Below are 16,730 nucleotides of genomic sequence, written 5' to 3' on the forward strand. Positions count from 1 at the left end.
GTCGTACCGGTTCGCAACGGCTGATCAATAAGGAGCAGACGCTTAGTTTCCAGGGTCTGGCCACAAGGTATTGGAAAATGCGTAAGCGATGGGCTCAGTTGGAAGAGTTGTTCAGCTGCTGAAGCTCAAGTTGCTTGGCAGCACTGGCTTCGAGGCTTGCACGCTCTTGGTCCAGATACCGATAAATGCTTTGGAAGTTAGCGATTTTCTGTTTGATTTCCGCCATCTTCTTTTCAATTAGCTTAGCGCCTTCAGCACAATCGATCAGTTTGTTGCGCTGCGCATCCAGAATCTCGCCTATTTCCCCCAGGGAAAACCCCATGCTTTGCGCGCGCTGGATAAAGTCCAGATCCTGCAGAGTTTGCTCTGTGTAAACGCGATAGTTGTTAGTTTGCCGCAGCGGTGAGATCAGGCCGATTTGCTCGTAGTAACGCAACGTATGGCGGCTGGCGCCGCTGCGGGTCTCAAGTTCGCCGATTTTCATGAAAACACCGCTTGACTATAGAGTTGGGTCGATAGTTTACGCTTGATTTTTCATCTTGAACAAGGAGCAGGGAAATGAGCGTGGAGTGCTTTGTCACGGGGGGTACCGGCTTCATCGGTCAACATTTGGTGGCGTACCTGAGTGCAAAAGGTCACACCATTCGGGTGTTGATGCGGCGCCCAGAGCGACTGGCTGCATTGCGCGAGCAAGTCGACAATTTGGGAGGTTGCGCGACCCGGGTATTTGCCGTGGCTGGCGATCTGGAACGGGACAACCTCGGGCTGAGTCTTCCTGACCGAGAAGTATTAAGGCGCGCCAGAGTCATATTCCACTTGGGCGCCCACTTCGCATGGGGGCTTTCCGTGGAGCATTCTCGTGCGGTGAATGTGGAAGGGGCAAAGCGCGTGGCGCTGTTGGCGGCTGAGCAAAAAAGCCGGTTAGTGATGATCGGCGGCTACATGCTGAAAAATCATGAACATCTGCAACGCATCGGAATTGACCCCCGTTACCCGGAGCTGACGAACTGGCCTGCGGTCTACCGACATGTCGGTGGTTACGAGGGGAGCAAGCTGGAGGCGCATTTTGCGACCCTGGAGGTCATGTCCGCCAAGGGCGGGGAGATTACCGTTGTCCACCCCGCGACGGTTTGTGGCCACAGCCGCACGGGGCATATCCTTGACGGTCAGCCGCTGGTGGAGCTGATACGCAACCTTGTGCAGGGAAAGCTGACTGCAGTGCCTGGTACCGCCGAGCACTGGCTGCCACTGGTCACCGTGGATTACCTGGTTGAACTGGTGGCGGTTTGTGCTTTTGATCCTGCCATGGCGGGCCAGGAACTGCTGGCGCTTGATGAACAAACTCCCAACTTGCGAGAACTCCTGGTACAGGTGGCACAACCGTTGGGCTTAAAGTCTCCCAAGCATTACATTCCACTGCGCTTGCTGAAGTTGCTACTGAGTATTCCTCCCGTTGCGCGTTTTTTGAATACAAAACCCGAAGCCTTGGACTTTATCCAGACCACTCGTTTTGATACAACGGCGGTCGGGCAATTTGCCAACAGGCATGGAATAGCCAAACCGGATATACGCAAGTCTTTGCAGCACACTGCAACGTTCGTCAACTCATATTGCATAGCCAAGGGCCAGGCCCTCTGACTGCTCCCTTGGGGGTTATCCGCAAACTTTGCGCCGTCGATGCAGGGCGGCATTCTATCGAACGACAATTCAGCGACAGGGATCGTCAACAATGCAATCTACTTTCAGCAAAGGCGTCATATTTGCACTCTGCGCCGCGGCACTGAACGCAACGATCGGTGTACTCAGCAAAGTACTCATGAGTAATGGTTTCACCGCCAGCAGTGTCGCTGTCATCAAGACCGTACTGGGTTGCGTGCTTCTCTCGATCTTGCTGTTTTTCCTCAAGCGCCCGGCGCCGTCGATCAAATGGACTCAGGCGGCTATCTGCGCATTCCTTGGCATCTTTGTGCTGTTCCATTTCGAAACGTCCGCCTATCGACACTACGCTGCGGCAGGTGTGGTGGTGGTACTGATGGCCAGTGCCTCAATTTCCTCGATCATTCTGGGGCGCATTTTCCTCAAGGATGCCATCACCGCGAATGCTACCGTTGGCGCCGCACTGGCAATCGCCGGGATCTCGGTGATCTTCGGCGGCGACCTGCAGCAGGGCTTTACCCTGCAAGGTGCTGCGCTCGCCTCCATGGCCGGCTGCGGCTATGGGGCCTTTTCGGTTGCCATGAAGCGTATGGGGGTGTCGGGGGGGCTGCACTTCACCCGACAATTGTTGTTCTTTGGCAGCCTGTACCTGTTGATGCCGGCTGCGGCCGATGGTTTCGCGATGGGCGAGCTGTCGCCGCTGGCGATCGCCGCGCTGCTGGCACTGGCCACGCTGCCGACAATCCTGGGCTTCTTCTGCACCACCAAGGCCATCGAGTATCTCAAGCCTTCCCAAGTGCAAGCGCTGGAGCTGACCGAGCCACTGTTCGCCGCGCTGCTGGCGTTTGTGGCGCTCAATGAAGTACCGCGCGAAAGCCTGTACGCGGGAGCGGCACTGATCATCGTCGGCCTGTGTTTCTCCAATGAACTGATTCGCTTGGGCAGCAAAGCATCCGTCCCTTCGACCGAGTGAGCTATTTTCGGATCCTGGTTACTTTAGCAATCAGTGGTTTTTAAGTGTTTTGAGCGACTGACAGCCTCTGGCCGATTGTGTTGAAAAAGTCGGCCATGGTTTGCGCATCCGAAAAGTTACTTTTGGCAGAGGGCTTCCGGACTCGGATTTCACGTAGCAGCGTGCGAAAAAGGCGTTTTCGCCAGTAAATGATCAGGCAGTTTGGGCAGTCCGACTTTTTCAACAGAATCGGCCAAAAGAGGACATTCACCTGGCGAGAAAAATTGGGCTAAACGCTCACGGGGTGGTGCGGCATTTCGACAAGCCCCTCACCACAGGTTTCCCGCAGCCGCTCGTAATCTGCCAATCCCCGACATCCCCTCTAGGAGCAATTCCCCGAGGGGACTACAATCGCCACCCCGCCTCGATGGCTGATCTCCTCCGCCCATGTTGACCTGCTCCGTACACCCGCTGCCCTATCGCGCCAACCCCGCCCAATATTTCGCGGCGATTCGCCATGCCCCCGGCGCCGTGCTGCTCGACAGCGGCCGCCCCAGCGCCGACCGCGGCCGCTATGACCTGCTCAGCGCCTGGCCGCTGGAACAACTGACGGTATCGCCCGACGAAAGTGGCGAGGCGTTCCTGCAACGCCTGCGCGATAACCTGACACGCCTGGGCGAAGCCTCTTTGCCGGCACCTTATGAGTTGCCGTTTGCCGGTGGGTTGATCGGCTACCTGAGTTACGACTTCGGCCGACATCTGGAGCGCCTGCCGAGCCGGGCCAGTGACGACCTGCATCTGCCCGACGCGCGTTTCGGCCTGTACGGCTGGGCATTGGTCAGCGATCACCTGGCGCTGACCAGCCAGTTGGTGTTCCACCCGACCCTGCCCGACAGCGAGCGTCAGCGCCTGATCGGGCTGTTCAGCCAACCGGCACCTGAAGCGATCGCGCCCTTCAAACTGCTCACCCCGATGACCGCCGACTTGAGCGCTGATGAGTATCAACAGGCCATCGAGCGCATCCAGCAGTACATTCAGGCCGGTGACTGTTACCAGGTCAATTTCGCCCAACGGTTTCGCGCGCCCTGCCAAGGTGATTCGTGGGCCGCCTATTGCGCCTTGCGTGAAGCGTGCCCGACGCCTTTTTCCGGATTCCAGAGCTTGCCTGACGGCGATGCCGTACTCAGCCTGTCGCCGGAACGCTTCGTCAAAGTCAGCCAGCGCCATGTGGAAACCCGCCCGATCAAGGGCACTCGGCCTCGGGGCCAGACGCCTGGGCAAGACGCCGCGAATGCCGCCGAACTGCTGGCCAGCCCCAAGGATCGCGCGGAAAACCTGATGATCGTCGACCTGCTGCGCAACGATCTCGGCCGGACCTGCCGCATCGGCTCGGTCCGGGTGCCGGAGTTGTTCAGCCTGGAAAGTTATCCGAACGTGCATCACCTGGTGAGCAGCGTCACCGGTGAACTGGCGGATGATCGCGACGCTCTGGACCTGATCGCCGGCAGCTTCCCTGGCGGTTCGATCACTGGCGCGCCAAAGATTCGCGCTATGCAGATCATCGACGAACTGGAGCCGACCCGACGCGGCCTGTATTGCGGTTCGTTGTTGTACCTGGACGTGCGCGGCGAGATGGACAGCTCCATCGCCATCCGCAGTTTGCTGGTCAAGGACGGGCAGGTGTGTTGCTGGGGCGGCGGCGGGATAGTCGCGGATTCGGAGTGGCAGGCTGAGTATCAGGAGTCGATCACCAAGGTGAAAATCCTGCTCGATACCCTGCAAAACCTGTAGGAGCGAGCATGCTCGCGATGGACGTCAACGATGACGCGGGGTACCTGACACCCCGCGGCGCTCTCGGGTTCATCGCGAGCAGGCTCGCTCCTACAGGGGGTCGGTTTACAAGGTCAGGGAGCGGTTCGAAGCCTTGATGAACTCTTGCTTGAGCTCTTCAAACGTATGCACCGCCGGGAACTGCGGGAACTCGGCGATCACGTTATCCGGCGCATGGAACAGGATCCCGGCATCGGCCTCGCCCAGCATCGTGGTGTCGTTGTAGGAATCCCCCGCCGCGATCACCCGGTAGTAAAGGCTCTTGAAGGCCAGGACCGACTGGCGCTTTGGATCTTTCTGACGCAGTTGATAGCCCGTGACTCGCCCGCTGTCGTCGGTAATCAGACGATGGCAGAGCAAGGTCGGGAAGCCCAGTTGGCGCATCAACGGCTGGGAGAACTCATAGAAGGTGTCCGACAGGATCACCACCTGGAAGCGCTCGCGCAACCAGTCGACGAACTCGATGGCGCCGTCCAGTGGCTTGAGCGTGGCGATCACTTCCTGAATGTCGGAAAGCTTCAGGCCGTGCTCGTCGAGAATCCGCAGGCGTTGCTTCATCAGCACGTCGTAGTCGGGAATGTCCCGGGTGGTGGCCCTGAGGGATTCGATCCCGGTTTTTTCGGCGAAGGCGATCCAGATTTCCGGGACCAGCACACCTTCAAGATCCAGACAGGCAATTTCCACAAGACACTCCCATTTGTATTGATTATTGAGTCGAGCGAGCAAAAAGATTGCCGAACTCTAGCGGCTAGGGCCTGCCTGCGCAACGCAGAGGATGCCCCGGCCCATGCAGCTTTTTGTTACCATCGGCCCTATATAGAGCGCCCAGCGCCACCGACCTGTAGGAAGCCGCCCTGATGAGCCCAACGTTCGACGTCGTGGAACTCGCCACGACCTATGCCAACAAATCCGCCCAGGACATCCTGAAACTCGCGTTTGCCGAGTTCGGCGATGACCTGTGGATATCTTTCAGCGGCGCCGAGGACGTGGTGCTGGTGGACATGGCCTGGAAGCTGAACAAGAACGTCAAGGTGTTCAGCCTCGACACCGGACGGCTGCACCCCGAGACCTACCGCTTCATCGATCAGGTACGCGAGCACTACAAGATCGACATCGAGCTGGTGTCGCCGGACTACACGAAACTCGAACCCTTCGTGAAGGAAAAAGGCCTGTTCAGCTTCTACAAGGACGGACATGGCGAATGCTGCGGCATCCGCAAGATCGAACCGCTGCGCCGCAAGCTCTCCGGCGTGAAAGCCTGGGCCACCGGCCAGCGTCGGGACCAGAGCCCAGGCACTCGAAGCGCCGTCGCAGTAATGGAAATCGACACCGCGTTCTCCACCGCGGAACGCACCCTGTACAAGTTCAACCCGCTGGCGCAAATGACCAGCGAAGAGATCTGGGGTTACATCCGCATGCTGGAGCTGCCTTACAACAGCCTGCACGAACGCGGTTTCATCAGCATCGGCTGCGAACCCTGCACCCGCCCGGTATTGCCGAACCAGCATGAGCGCGAAGGCCGCTGGTGGTGGGAAGAAGCGACGCAGAAGGAATGCGGGTTGCACGCGGGGAATATCATCAGCAAGTCCAAAGCGTAAACCCACTGTAGGAGCGAGCCTGCTCGCGATGAACCCGAGAACGCAGCGGGGTATCAGGCACCCCGCGTCATCGTTGACGACCATCGCGAGCAGGCTCGCTCCTACAGTGTTATCTGCAGCTTCAAAAAGTGTGTACACACGACTGTCACCATAGGTGCCATTTGTGTGTGCACTTTTAGTTTCTGCGCCCCAGAAAGTTACATTCCTCCCCCCTGACGTGCGCCGCCACGCCCTCCTGAATCCCCCATTCAAAATAAATACCTGTTCAAGCGGTCAATTTATATTGTCAACTTTTCAATAACTTGGCGAAAAACCATAACAAAACGAAATGAACGGCGCCGTTCATAGAACGTTCGACTGGCATGGATCTGGCTTAAGTGCATACATGTTTTGTATACAATCAATTCAAAACATACACACACTTTAGATCCGCAAGCCTGAAGCGCCCTATCCCGTACAGGCTGCAGATGCCCCGTAACCAATGATATTCGCCACCCGCGACGAAGATTTGTCGAGCCAAGGCTCATGCACAGTCATCGCGGCGTCGAGCATCAGGAGCCTGCCGGAATGCGTACCAGTCTCTCCAATAACAATATCGCTCTGGATCTACCCTCCCCCCAATCTACCCACACCGCCGACAATCAGGCGCATGACTCCCCCGTGGTGCTCAGTCCTCGACTGCACAACAAGGACCTGGCACCGACCAAGGCCGAAGGCCGGCGCTGGGGTCGCTACAGCATCTTTGCCCTGTGGACCAATGACGTTCACAACATTGCCAACTACTCCTTTGCCATCGGCCTGTATGCCTTGGGCCTGGGCGGCTGGCAGATCCTGTTGTCCCTGGGGATCGGTGCGGCGCTGGTTTACTTCTTCATGAACCTGTCTGGCTACATGGGCCAGAAAACCGGGGTGCCGTTTCCGGTCATCAGCCGGATCAGTTTCGGTATTCATGGGGCGCAGATTCCTGCGTTGATCCGCGCCGTGATCGCCATCGCCTGGTTCGGAATTCAGACGTACCTCGCGTCCGTCGTCTTCCGTGTGCTGTTGACGGCGATCCATCCCGGGTTCGCCGACTACGACCACAACTCGATCCTCGGCCTGTCGACCCTGGGCTGGGTGTGTTTTGTCGCGATCTGGTTCGTGCAACTGGCGATCCTTGCCTATGGCATGGAGATGGTGCGGCGCTACGAGGCGTTTGCCGGCCCGGTGATTCTGCTGACCGTTGCCGCGCTCGCCGCGTGGATGTACTTGCAGGCCAACGCGACCATTGCCTGGTCGATCCGTGAGCCGCTGACCGGTGGCGAGATGTGGCGCAATATCTTTGCCGGTGGCGCACTGTGGCTGGCGATCTACGGCACCTTGATCCTCAATTTCTGCGACTTCGCCCGCTCTTCACCGTGCCGCAAGACCATCAAGGTCGGAAATTTCTGGGGCTTGCCGGTGAATATTCTGGTGTTCGCCAGCATCACTGTCCTGCTGTGCGGCGCGCAGTTTCAGATCAACGGCCGGATCATCGAAAGCCCGACCGAAATCATCGCCTCGATCCCCAACACCTTCTTCCTGGTACTCGGTTGCCTGGCGTTCCTGATCGTCACCGTGGCGGTGAACATCATGGCCAACTTCGTCGCCCCGGCGTTCGTCCTCAGTAACCTGGCGCCGAAATACCTGACGTTCCGTCGCGCCGGACTGATCAGCGCGACCATCGCCGTGCTGATCCTGCCGTGGAACCTCTACAACAGTCCGCTGGTGATCGTTTACTTCCTGTCCGGCCTCGGAGCCCTGCTCGGCCCTTTGTACGGCGTGATCATGGTCGACTACTGGCTGGTACGAAAAGGCCAGGTCAACGTGCCGCAGTTGTACAGCGAAGACCCCAACGGTCCTTATTACTACAGCCGCGGGGTCAATTTGCGCGCCGTGGCGGCGTTCATTCCCGCCGCCCTGATCGCCATCGTCCTGGCCCTGGTGCCGGGTTTCCACAGCGTGTCGCCGTTCTCCTGGCTGATTGGTGCCGGCATCGCCGGAATGCTCTACCTGATCATCGCCAAGCGCCAGCAGCACTACGCCGATGTCAGCGGCGAAACCATCGCGGTCGAAAACGTCAGCCATTGACTCCATGGCGGCCCGGCAAAGTCGGGCCGCAGAACCATCCGCAATAAGGACTCCCCATGCGTATTCTCGTGGTCAACGTCAACACCACCGAATCCATCACCCAGGCCATCGCCCGCTCGGCGCAGGCCGTGGCCTCACCCGGCACGGAAATCGTCGGCCTAACCCCGCACTTCGGCGCCGACTCCATCGAAGGCAATTTCGAAAGTTACCTGGCGGCCATCGCGGTCATGGACCGGGTGATGTCCTACGACCAGCCATTCGACGCGGTAATCCAGGCCGGCTACGGCGAGCACGGCCGCGAAGGCTTGCAGGAACTGCTCAACGTGCCGGTGGTGGACATCACCGATGCCGCCGCCAGCACCGCGATGTTTCTCGGTCACGCCTATTGCGTGGTCACCACCCTCGACCGCACCGTGCCGCTGATCGAAGACCGCCTCAAGCTCTCGGGCCTGTGGGACCGTTGCGCCTCGGTACGGGCCAGTGGCCTGGCGGTGCTGGAACTGGAACACGAACCGCAACGCGCACTGGAAGCCATCGTGCACCAGGCCGAACTGGCGGTGACCCAGGACAAGGCCGAAGTGATTTGCCTCGGTTGCGGCGGCATGGCCGGGCTGGACGAGCAGATTCGCCGGCGTACCGGGGTACCGGTGGTGGATGGGGTGACGGCGGCGGTGACCATTGCCGAGTCGCTGGTGCGGTTGGGACTGTCGACCTCGAAGGTGCGGACCTATGCGACGCCGCGGCCGAAAAACATCATCGGCTGGCCGGGGCGGTTTGCCCGGTAGACCGCGGCGCCCTTATCGCGAGCAGGCTCGCTCCCACACAAATCCCCTGTGGGAGCGAGCCTGCTCGCGAAGGCCGCCCCTCGGTTTCAAGACTTGCTCAAACCGCACTGAACCTCTGCCCCAACCCCCGCTCGGCAAACTGCTCGATGATGAAATCGACAAACACCCGGGTCTTGCCGGGCAGCAGTTTGTGTTCGGCGTAATAGATAGAGGTGTAGCCGTCGTCGATGTACCAGTCCGGCAACACCCGCTGCAACCTGCCCGCCTCCAGGTAACCCGAGGCGAACGGCATACTCACCAGCGCAATGCCCAGACCTTGTTCGGCGGCGACGCAGGCGGCCTCGGAGTCGCTCATGGTCATCCGCGCCTTGAGCGTCAACGGGCTGTGTTGCTGATTGCGGTGGGTCAACTGCCAGGAGCGCACGCGACCGGTTTGCGGCGAGCGGATCAGAATTCCGTCGTGGTGCTTGAGGTCGTCCGGCTCGGTGATTGACGCATGTACCGCCAGGTAATCCGGCGAAGCCACCAGTACCCGATGCGCCGGACTCAGCTTGCGCGCGACTACGCCCTGGGGTAATTCGAAGCCGCCGCCGATTGCCGCGTCGAACCCCTGCCCGATCAGATCGACCTGGCGGTTGTCGAAGTGCCAGTCCGGGTTGATCGCCGGGAATCGCCGCAGAAACTCGCCGAGCATCGGCACTATGTACAGGCAACCGAATACCGTCCCCATGCTGACCTTCAACGTACCCGCTGGCTGCCCACCAGCGCTGGCGAGGTTGGCCACGGCATTCTGGATAGTGTGCAGGCTGGTGCTGACTTCGCCGAGAAACAACTGACCGGCCTCGGTCAGCGTCAGGCTGCGCGTGCTGCGCTGAAACAATCTGACGCCCAGACGCGCCTCAAGCTTGGCAACGCTCTTGCCCACCGCCGCTGGCGTCAGGCTCAAGCGTCGCGCCGCTTCGGCGAAGCTGCCGACCTCGGCGCTGCGCACAAAGCATTCGATACTGCTGAAGGTTTCCATAGGCGCCACTATAAACTTTTAGTTTACACAGACTATCGCAATTATGGTCTACACAGCTCGTAATCCTGAATCGATACTAGCCTCCATCAACCGGGACATCTCGCCTCGGGACTTGGAGATCGACATGACTACTCAGAACCTCAGCGGCAAAGTGGCATTGATTCAAGGTGGTTCCCGCGGTATCGGTGCAGCCATCGTCAAGCGCCTGGCCGCTGAAGGCGCGACCGTTGCCTTCACTTATGTCAGCTCGACAGCCAAAGCCGAAGAGTTGCAACACAGCATCACCGCCAAGGGCGGCAAGGCCCTGGCCATCAAGGCCGACAGCGCCGACGCCGACGCGATCCGCGGCGCCGTGTCCGCCACGGTGGAAGCCTTCGGTCGCCTGGATATCCTGGTCAACAATGCAGGCGTGCTGGCCGTCGCACCACTGGCCGACTTTAAACTCGAAGACTTCGACCAGACCCTGGCCATCAACGTACGCAGCGTGTTCATTGCCACCCAGGCCGCCGCCAGACACATGACCGAAGGCGGTCGCATCATCAACATCGGCAGCACCAACGCCGATCGCATGCCCTTTGCCGGTGGCGGCCCGTACGCCATGAGCAAATCGGCACTGGTCGGTCTGACCAAAGGTTTGGCCCGTGACCTCGGCCCCCAAGGCATCACCATCAATAACGTGCAGCCGGGTCCCGTCGACACCGACATGAACCCGGCCGAGGGTGACTTTGCGGAGAGCCTGATCCCGTTGATGGCCGTGGGCCGGTACGGCAAGGCTGAAGAGATCGCCAGCTTCGTCGCCTACCTCGTCAGCCCGGAAGCGGGTTACATCACCGGGGCCAGCCTGACCATCGACGGTGGCTTCGGGGCCTGATGCATATCTGTCAACTGCAATAACTGTGGGAGCGAGCCTGCTCGCGAAGAGGGAATATCAGACACGTTGATGTTGTCTGAAACACCGCTTTCGCGAGCAGGCTCGCTCCCACATTTGCCAGAGCCATCCCGTCTTTTCAGCTAGACCCACTCAAGCGCAGGCAAACCAAAGGCGTCCGGCTCGAACGCCTTCAACGTACGAAGAATGCCATCGGCGTGTGCGTACCTGGCGTCGGCCATTGCCGCATCCGGAATCGCAATCGCCGTCATCCCTGCCGCTTTCGCCGCGGTGACACCGAAGGGCGAATCCTCGAACACCAGGCAATCCTCGGGCGCGACGCCCAGACGCCGCGCCGCCGTCAGGAAAATATCCGGTGCCGGTTTGGCCGCCGCCACCTCGGGGTCATCGGCGGTGACGATGAAGTCGAACAGGGTGAACCAGTCGCGGTGCAGGGTGGTTTTCTGACCAAACGACTGGCTCGATGAACTGGTACCCACGGCGATGGGAATGTTGTTGGCCTTCAGATGCCGTACCAGTTCCTGTGCGCCAGGCATCGCCTGCGCTGTAGGAAAGCGCTCGCGCATCAGCGGCTCGCGGATCACCAGAAACTCTTCGGCGGTAATCGGCAGGTCGAGCGCTTCAACCACATAGCGCGCCAGATCCCCTGCGCCCCGGCCAATGATGTTCTGCTTGATGCTCCAGTCGAACGTTCGGCCATAACGCGCGGCGATGATGGACGTGACTTCGGTGTAGATGCCCTCCGTATCCAGCAGCAAGCCGTCCATATCGAAAATCACGGCCTTGATCGGGCCGAATGTTTTCAGCGGTGCATTCATCGCATCTGATCCGTTTTCCAAGGCATCCCGGACGGCGCAGGTGAGGCCCGCCCCCGAATGGATTAAAGGATTCAGCAGCATAACGAGCGTGGCTGTCTCAGAGCAATGATGAAATCCCGATCCACGCCGAATGGCTCTCGTGATTTAGCGATTCGCCCTACATCAAACGCCAACTTACCCGACTTCTTTCCTGGAAGATCCTCCGCAGAGTCTCAGGTCCTACATTCCGCCAAGCGAAAGTTTGCAGATGTTCGATCCCCAAAAGGTATTGGCATGTCCCGCCAGCGGTTCCCTGACACAGGCACACAGGTTCGCCGCCAGTATCGATACCATCGAGCGCACCGCCCCCCAAAACGGTCCGGTGTCGATGGTCACCGGTGAAGTTTCGCTGGCCCTCACGGACGGCACCCTCGACGGGAACTTGCCGTTCGACTTCACCCGCCTCTATCGCTCCCGTACCGTCGAACTCGACAACGGGCTCGGTTTCGGCTGGCAGCATTCGCTGTCACAGCATCTGGAATTCCACGGCGAGCAGGTGCTGTGGATCGACGCCGAAAACCGCCGCACGCCATTTCCATGGCCGACGACGGCGCGCCCACTGATCCGTAACAGACTGTCGCGGGCGACGATTTACCTCGGCGAAGAACCGGGCGAACTGATCCTCGCCCAGGCTGGCGACGCGGCACGCTTTTTTCATTTCCGCGATGGCCGACTGATCGCGATCAGCGACGCCTACGACAATCGCCTGACGGTACATCGGGACGACCTTGAGCGGATTCAGCGCCTGGACAACGGCGCTGACCGTGCCTTGCTGCTGCGTTATGACCTCAAGCACCTGGTGGCCGTCGACTATCAGGTGTTTCAGCGCTGCGGGCCCAAGGCGTACACCTGGCGCACCGAACAAACACTGGCCAGCTACCGCTACGACGCCCGCCAGCGTTTGGTCGAGGTGACCAACGCCGCAGGTGAAAGCGAGCGTTATGACTACGACGAGCAGCACGTGATCCTGCAACGGCAACTGGCGGGCGGCGCGAGTTTCTTCTGGGCGTGGGAACGCTCCGGCAAAACCGCCCGTTGCGTCCATCATTGGGCCTCGTTTGCGCAGATGGAGGCGCGTTACGTCTGGGACGATCAAGGCACCGTGACGGTGAACAACGCCGACGGCAGCCAAGAGGTTTACGTTCATGACCCATACGCGCGACTGGTGCGCCAGATCGGGCTGGACGGCGGCGAACAGCACAAGGCCTACGACAATCTGGGTCGATTGATTTTCGAGCAGGACACCCTCGGTGCCGTCACCCAATACCATTATGACGAAGCCGGTCGACTGATCGCGCTGCTTGCGCCGGATGAGGCGCCCACGTCCTACAAGTATCGCCACGGTTTCCTGCACGCCCGCACCCGCGCTCAGGCGACGTGGAGCTACCAGCGCAATGCCCAGGGAGACATCACTGCCGTCACCGATCCCGACGGACAAACCACCCACTATTCCTACGACTCGCTGGGGCGCTTGCTGACGATCCGCTTTCCAGACCAGAGCATTCACCGGTTTGTCTGGAGCGTCCTGGGGCAATTGCTGGAAGAAACCTTGCCCTATGGTTCTCAGCGCATTTTTTCCTACGATGCGTTGGGGCGGAGGATTACCGGGCAGGACGAACACGGTGCTATCACCCGTTATGAGTGGGACGCCGTGGGTCGACTGAGCCGGACCAAGCTGCCCACGGGCGCCTGCCGTGCCTGGCGCTACAACGCCTACAGTCGGATCACCGCCGAGACCGACGAACTGGGACGGGTAACCCGTTACGAATACGCCGACGACCTGCATTTGATCAGCCGCCGGATCAACCCCGACGGCAGCGCGCTGAAGTACCGCTACGACCATGCGCAATTGTTGCTGACCGAGATCGAAAACGAGGTGGGCGACACTTACCGTCTGGACTACACCCCGGGAGGATTGATCCGACAGGAAACCGCCTTCGATGGACGTCGTACCACCTACAGCTACGACGCCAAAGGCCAATTGCTGAAGAAAACCGAGTTTGGCGACGAAGGTTCGCAGCTGGTTACCGGCTATCAGCGTGACAGCGCCGGGCGGTTACGGGTCAAAACCTTGCCCGATGGGGTCCGGATCGAGTACCGCTACGACACGCTCGGGCGACTGGTCAGCGTCGATGACGGCCGGGATTCTCCGTTGCAGTTCGAGTACGACCTTCAGGACCGACTGATCACCGAGCATCAGGGCTGGGGCACCCTGCGTTACGACTACGACGTCTGCGGTCGGCTCAAGTGCCTGCACCTGCCCGACGCCTGTATCCTCGTCTATCACCACGCCAAGGGAGGTGCCCTCACGGCCATCGACCTCAACGGTACACCCCTGACCCGCCATCGTTTTGTCGGCGGGCGCGAACAGCAGCGCCAACAGGGCCTTCTGCTCAGCGATTACGCCTACGACGAGCAAGGCCGTTTGCAGGCCCATGTCATCAGCCAAAAACAACGGCCGCTGTACCGCCGTGAGTATGCGTACAGCGCCAAGGGCAACCTCTTGAAGGTTACCGACAGCCGCCACGGTTCACGCCGCTATCAATACGATGCACTCGACCGCCTGACCGGCGTATATCACGCCCGCAACCAGTGCGCAGAGCACTTCACCCACGACCCGGCCGGTAACCTGCTGATCCACGAACATCCCGGCCCGTGTGTTTTCCAGGGCAACCGCCTGCAGCGCAGTGGCAGTGGCAATGTCGGCAGCTACTACGACTACGACGCCTTCGGCAATCTGATCCGCGAACGCCGCGGCCTGCCGCCCCTGGTGACCGAATACGCCTACGACAGCCAGCACCGCCTGATCGGCGTCAGCCCCCCGGACGGTAAAATTGTCAGCTATCGCTACGACGCTTTCGGTCGGCGCGTTCAGAAAACGGTTGAAGGCGACACCACGCAATACTTCTGGCAAGACGACCGGCTGATCGCCGAAAGCGGCCCCCGGCACTACCGCAGCTACATCTACGAGTGCAGCGAGCCCGGCGAGCCCGGTAGCTTCCGCCCGCTGGCGCTGCTCGACGGCAAAGGCCGGGCACAAGCCTGCGCCTACTACTTTCAACTCGACCACCTCGGCACCCCGCAGGAACTGACCGGCCACGGCGGTGCGATCGTCTGGTCGGCCAAATACACCGCCCACGGCAAACTCCGCAAATCGAGTCGCGAATGGCTCGAACAACCCTTACGGTTTCAGGGGCAATACTTCGACGCTGAGAGTGGACTGCACTACAACCGGCATCGCTATTACCATCCGGACTTCGGTCGTTTTCTGACGCCGGATCCGCTCAGGCCGGGCGCTGGGTTGAACCCGTATCGGTACACCCGCAACCCGACGGGGTGGGTGGATCCGCTGGGATCGGGTGATCCCCTCGGATCGATTCCTTCAGGAAGCACTCAAGTCCCGGACATCCTCACCGCCGCTTCGAAGTAGCCGGCTCTCCCGCACCTTCGGTATCTGCATCGCCGCGATCGTGCGGATCTGCCTCGACATTCTCGTCGCTCTCGTCGCTCGGCACTTGCTCCACGCCGGCATCATCGTCCGGCGGTCGTTGGTCGCGGCTCAAGGAGTCGGTAGGTGACGGCAGCGGATATTCCGGAGTTTCATCAACGTCGAAGGCCTTTGGATCAGTGTTCATATCGCACCTCTCATCTGACCTCAAGAGCAGGTCATGACATATCGAGGACTGCGCGATGGACGCGTTCGACCAGGTAGACGATCGGTTGATGCGGCAACAGGGCTCAATCAGTCCTCGTCCTCTTCCTCATCATCAAACTCGATATTTCCCACATCGCCTGCGTCATCAGCATCGTTAAGTGGCACCGTCGCATCATCCATCAGCGACCCCGGATCTTCATTGCCGGGATCGTTGATGGATGGCTGTCCACTTGGGTCTTTGTCTTCCGTGCCTTCGGATTCCAGAGTCATGGTATGCCTCACTCAATCAGTGATGCTTTTTGTGGTGCTTGTTCGAGTGTTTATGGCCGCCACCGGAATGGGATCGGCCACTGTCATCCCCCAGATCATTGCCGATCGCACCGCCGGCTGCACCGCCAAGGCCGGCACCGATGGCCGATCCGGTCGAACCGCCAAGACTGTTGCCGACCACCGATCCGCCCGCCGCGCCCAAACCACCGCCTACCGCCGCTTCGGTGCGATTGTTCTTGGGCGCGGCAACGGCACTACCGGCCGCTCCGCCGACACCTGCACCAATCGCTGCGCCAGTACTGCCACCCACCTGGCCACCAACCACGTTGCCCAGCACTCCACCGAGACCACCGCCCACCGCGGCATCTCCATTACCGCCTGCCAGCGCTACCTGGGAAAGCAGCAATCCAAAAACAATCGCAGGCAACATCAATCGTCGAGTCATCGGGCTTGCGTTCTGTTTGCCGTCGGTTTTGGAGTTCATGGCACGCCTCGCATTCTTCAGGGGTATGGAAGATTTGAGCCGCTGCGGCGGGAATCGTTCATATATGAAAAAGCCCGGCATCAAGCCGGGCTGTTTCAAATCTGGATCAGCATCAGTGACGCTTGTGACCGTTGGCCAGGTTGCTGCCTACGCCGCCGCCCAATGCACCGCCCAGGCCTGCGCCGATGGTGGCACCGGACTTGCCACCCAGGCTTTTACCGATCGCCGAACCACCGGCTGCGCCGACACCGCCACCGATTGCAGCGCTGGTGCGATGACCTTTTTTGGCGGCAACTGCGCTGCCCGCCGCGCCAGCAACGCCCGCACCGATCACTGCGCCAGTGCTGCCGCCCATCTTCTGGCCGACCACGTTACCCAATGCGCCGCCCAAGCCACCACCCAGTGCGGCAGTACCGTCACCGGCCATTGCACCTTGAGCAACCAGAAGCCCCAGAACCAGAGCAGGCAGTGTTAAACGCATGACAAAAACCTCAAAAAATAGGGGTACACAAAAGGGGCGAGATTGAATGCTTTTGCGCGGATAGAGTCCAGCACGCCGGTCCAACTTCGCGATTGGCGACGGTTGGACAGCTATTTTGGAAAAGGTTTTACGACGGGCAAAAA

General features: G+C 60.0%; 16 protein-coding genes. 8 read left to right on the forward strand and 8 right to left on the reverse strand.

Annotated features, from left to right (window positions below):
• Nucleotides 1–94 precede the first annotated feature (94 nt).
• Nucleotides 95–484 carry a MerR family transcriptional regulator gene (locus tag ACXX83_RS15710; protein WP_458549049.1) on the reverse strand — a complete coding sequence of 130 codons (390 nt, stop codon included), beginning with the start codon at nucleotides 482–484 and terminating at the stop codon, nucleotides 95–97.
• A 74-nt stretch (nucleotides 485–558) separates the two neighbouring features.
• On the opposite strand from ACXX83_RS15710, the gene ACXX83_RS15715 reads away from it, so the two are divergent.
• From ACXX83_RS15715 to pabB, 3 genes are all read left to right on the forward strand, one after another.
• On the forward strand, nucleotides 559–1,638 hold the full coding sequence (locus tag ACXX83_RS15715; RefSeq protein WP_458549050.1) for an SDR family oxidoreductase: 1,080 nt from the start codon (nucleotides 559–561) through the stop codon (nucleotides 1,636–1,638).
• A 91-nt stretch (nucleotides 1,639–1,729) separates the two neighbouring features.
• Complete coding sequence (locus ACXX83_RS15720; protein ID WP_458549051.1) at nucleotides 1,730–2,629, forward strand: DMT family transporter; 900 nt, start codon at nucleotides 1,730–1,732, stop codon at nucleotides 2,627–2,629.
• A gap of 426 nt (nucleotides 2,630–3,055) precedes the next feature.
• Nucleotides 3,056–4,399, forward strand: coding sequence for an aminodeoxychorismate synthase component I (pabB, locus tag ACXX83_RS15725; protein ID WP_458549052.1), 1,344 nt, complete (start codon nucleotides 3,056–3,058; stop codon nucleotides 4,397–4,399).
• 105 nt (nucleotides 4,400–4,504) lie between these two features.
• Here the strand turns inward: pabB and thrH are convergent, their stop codons facing one another.
• Nucleotides 4,505–5,122, reverse strand: a complete 618-nt coding sequence (thrH, locus tag ACXX83_RS15730) for a bifunctional phosphoserine phosphatase/homoserine phosphotransferase ThrH (protein ID WP_458549053.1) — start codon at nucleotides 5,120–5,122, stop codon at nucleotides 4,505–4,507.
• Between the two features lie 173 nt (nucleotides 5,123–5,295).
• On the opposite strand from thrH, the gene ACXX83_RS15735 reads away from it, so the two are divergent.
• From ACXX83_RS15735 to ACXX83_RS15745, 3 genes are all read left to right on the forward strand, one after another.
• Nucleotides 5,296–6,036, forward strand: coding sequence for a phosphoadenylyl-sulfate reductase (locus ACXX83_RS15735; protein WP_102673279.1), 741 nt, complete (start codon nucleotides 5,296–5,298; stop codon nucleotides 6,034–6,036).
• A gap of 567 nt (nucleotides 6,037–6,603) precedes the next feature.
• On the forward strand, nucleotides 6,604–8,145 hold the full coding sequence (locus tag ACXX83_RS15740; RefSeq protein WP_458549054.1) for an NCS1 family nucleobase:cation symporter-1: 1,542 nt from the start codon (nucleotides 6,604–6,606) through the stop codon (nucleotides 8,143–8,145).
• Between the two features lie 56 nt (nucleotides 8,146–8,201).
• Nucleotides 8,202–8,930 carry an aspartate/glutamate racemase family protein gene (locus tag ACXX83_RS15745; protein WP_217835883.1) on the forward strand — a complete coding sequence of 243 codons (729 nt, stop codon included), beginning with the start codon at nucleotides 8,202–8,204 and terminating at the stop codon, nucleotides 8,928–8,930.
• Between the two features lie 97 nt (nucleotides 8,931–9,027).
• Here ACXX83_RS15745 and ACXX83_RS15750 read toward each other — a convergent pair whose 3' ends face one another.
• Entirely contained in the window at nucleotides 9,028–9,951 is a 924-nt protein-coding gene (locus ACXX83_RS15750) for a LysR family transcriptional regulator (protein WP_458549055.1), read from the reverse strand.
• A gap of 124 nt (nucleotides 9,952–10,075) precedes the next feature.
• Here ACXX83_RS15750 and ACXX83_RS15755 point away from each other — a divergent pair, with 124 nt between their 5' ends.
• Nucleotides 10,076–10,822 carry a 3-oxoacyl-ACP reductase family protein gene (locus tag ACXX83_RS15755; RefSeq protein WP_015096079.1) on the forward strand — a complete coding sequence of 249 codons (747 nt, stop codon included), beginning with the start codon at nucleotides 10,076–10,078 and terminating at the stop codon, nucleotides 10,820–10,822.
• Nucleotides 10,823–10,962: 140 nt separating this feature from the next.
• On the opposite strand, the gene ACXX83_RS15760 is transcribed toward ACXX83_RS15755, so the two are convergent.
• Nucleotides 10,963–11,658, reverse strand: a complete 696-nt coding sequence (locus ACXX83_RS15760) for an HAD-IA family hydrolase (protein ID WP_458549056.1) — start codon at nucleotides 11,656–11,658, stop codon at nucleotides 10,963–10,965.
• Nucleotides 11,659–11,905: 247 nt separating this feature from the next.
• Between ACXX83_RS15760 and ACXX83_RS15765 the strand changes: the two genes are divergently transcribed.
• Nucleotides 11,906–15,127 carry an RHS repeat-associated core domain-containing protein gene (locus tag ACXX83_RS15765; RefSeq protein WP_458549057.1) on the forward strand — a complete coding sequence of 1,074 codons (3,222 nt, stop codon included), beginning with the start codon at nucleotides 11,906–11,908 and terminating at the stop codon, nucleotides 15,125–15,127.
• Here ACXX83_RS15765 and ACXX83_RS15770 read toward each other — a convergent pair.
• The 4 genes from ACXX83_RS15770 to ACXX83_RS15785 all read right to left on the reverse strand — a co-directional run bounded on the left by ACXX83_RS15770 (nucleotide 15,108) and on the right by ACXX83_RS15785 (nucleotide 16,587).
• Entirely contained in the window at nucleotides 15,108–15,332 is a 225-nt protein-coding gene (locus tag ACXX83_RS15770; RefSeq protein WP_217835887.1) for a hypothetical protein, read from the reverse strand. The genes ACXX83_RS15765 and ACXX83_RS15770 overlap by 20 nt on opposite strands.
• Before the next feature lie 107 nt (nucleotides 15,333–15,439).
• The gene (locus ACXX83_RS15775) at nucleotides 15,440–15,622 is read right to left on the reverse strand and encodes a hypothetical protein (protein WP_015096083.1); all 183 of its coding nucleotides are present in this window, start codon (nucleotides 15,620–15,622) and stop codon (nucleotides 15,440–15,442) included.
• 16 nt (nucleotides 15,623–15,638) lie between these two features.
• Nucleotides 15,639–16,106, reverse strand: coding sequence for a glycine zipper domain-containing protein (locus tag ACXX83_RS15780; protein ID WP_126046556.1), 468 nt, complete (start codon nucleotides 16,104–16,106; stop codon nucleotides 15,639–15,641).
• A gap of 112 nt (nucleotides 16,107–16,218) precedes the next feature.
• Nucleotides 16,219–16,587, reverse strand: coding sequence for a bacteriocin (locus ACXX83_RS15785; RefSeq protein WP_458549058.1), 369 nt, complete (start codon nucleotides 16,585–16,587; stop codon nucleotides 16,219–16,221).
• Between the last annotated feature and the right edge of the window lie 143 nt (nucleotides 16,588–16,730).

This window comes from Pseudomonas sp. GNP012, assembly GCF_054343835.1.